Origin of the sequence: Paucilactobacillus oligofermentans DSM 15707 = LMG 22743, from assembly GCF_001434315.1 — a bacterium.
Taxonomy (GTDB): domain Bacteria; phylum Bacillota; class Bacilli; order Lactobacillales; family Lactobacillaceae; genus Paucilactobacillus; species Paucilactobacillus oligofermentans.
The window spans coordinates 1-1310 of the sequence record NZ_AZFE01000023.1 but is presented as its reverse complement, the minus strand read 5'-3'; the positions used below and the strand labels follow the sequence as shown (position 1 = coordinate 1310).

Below are 1310 nucleotides of genomic sequence, written 5' to 3'. Positions count from 1 at the left end.
CAACGTAGCTGACACTACCTTTTTGCTTATCTGCTGTATAGGTGATCGTTGTATCTGTACCATTATCAGAAGGTATTGGCGGAATATAGCCCTTAGTACGGTCATCGGGATCAACTGGCACCAAAGGAGTCCCCATATGGTCTTCAGGTGTATAGCCAGGAAGAAAATCAATAACCGGGTAACCAGGCACAGATGAATCAGCAATCTTAGTAGGGTCACTAGAATCATTGGGATAAATAATTGATTTTGTCGAGCCATCAGGATTAGAGACGACCCAGTTGCCGAGATTGCTGTAAACATACTCAACATCAGAGGTTTGTGGGATATATGGATTTTTAATTCCGTATGTCGTATAACCTAATTTATACATTATCGCAGGATCTGAAGGCTCTATACTTGTCCATGTTTTGAGAACTCTTCCATTTTGAGCAATTGAAGCAGACATTGTTCCATCTGAACCAGTCTGAGTGTAAGTAATAACTACTCCATCATGAAAGTTTTTAACATAACTAGCACCAATCTCTCCGTATGGTGACATAACGCCATTTGAATTAGCAGGTGCAGTAGCATAGTACCCATTTATAACATTTACGTCGCTCGTCGTATAATTTTGGCCAACTAACCCTTTTTGTGTATAAGCAACAACCAGATTACCATTACTGTCGGTGATTTGTTTGCCATCTTTATCAACGTAATAAGTTGTTTGTGTGATCAATTTTGGTACAAAATAAGAAAGTGTATTGTAGTAGGTATTATCAAATTTACTAGCAGTATATTTAGTAACAAAACTGTTGCTAGAGCTTTGGACCATTTCAAAATAAACATCATTATAATAGATGGTACGATCAAATACAGCAGATGTTACCTGAGTATTTTGATTTAAAGTGTATTGTTTTAAAACTGCATTTGATGGCGATAATTCCGTTACATAAACAATTCCATCGCCCGTTCGATTAGTTGAAAGAACAATCTGGTTTCCATCATGTTTTCCCTTTTCTTTTGCTTGCAACCATTCATAACTGTAATGAGATTTATCTGGATCAATCCACATCCCAGATGGATAATCTGGATCACTAACTGAGAAACCCGTATTGGTAACTGAACCTGCCAAAGTGGCTATCTGCGCTACACTCTGTTTTCCACCTGCACTGGTTGAATCGGCATTCACTGCACTGCTACTACTTGCACCGGTCGTTTCAGCATTCGTTGCACTGATACTACTTGCACCGGTCGTTTCAGCATTCGTTGCACTGATACTACTTGCACTGGTCGTTTCAGCCTTTGATGCACTGCTACTACTTGCACTGGTC

Annotated in this window: 1 pseudogene; it reads right to left on the bottom strand. The window is 39.4% G+C overall.

The features are described from left to right. Positions 1-1310, bottom strand: a pseudogene (locus tag FC70_RS09345) (mucin-binding protein); the annotation flags it as partial.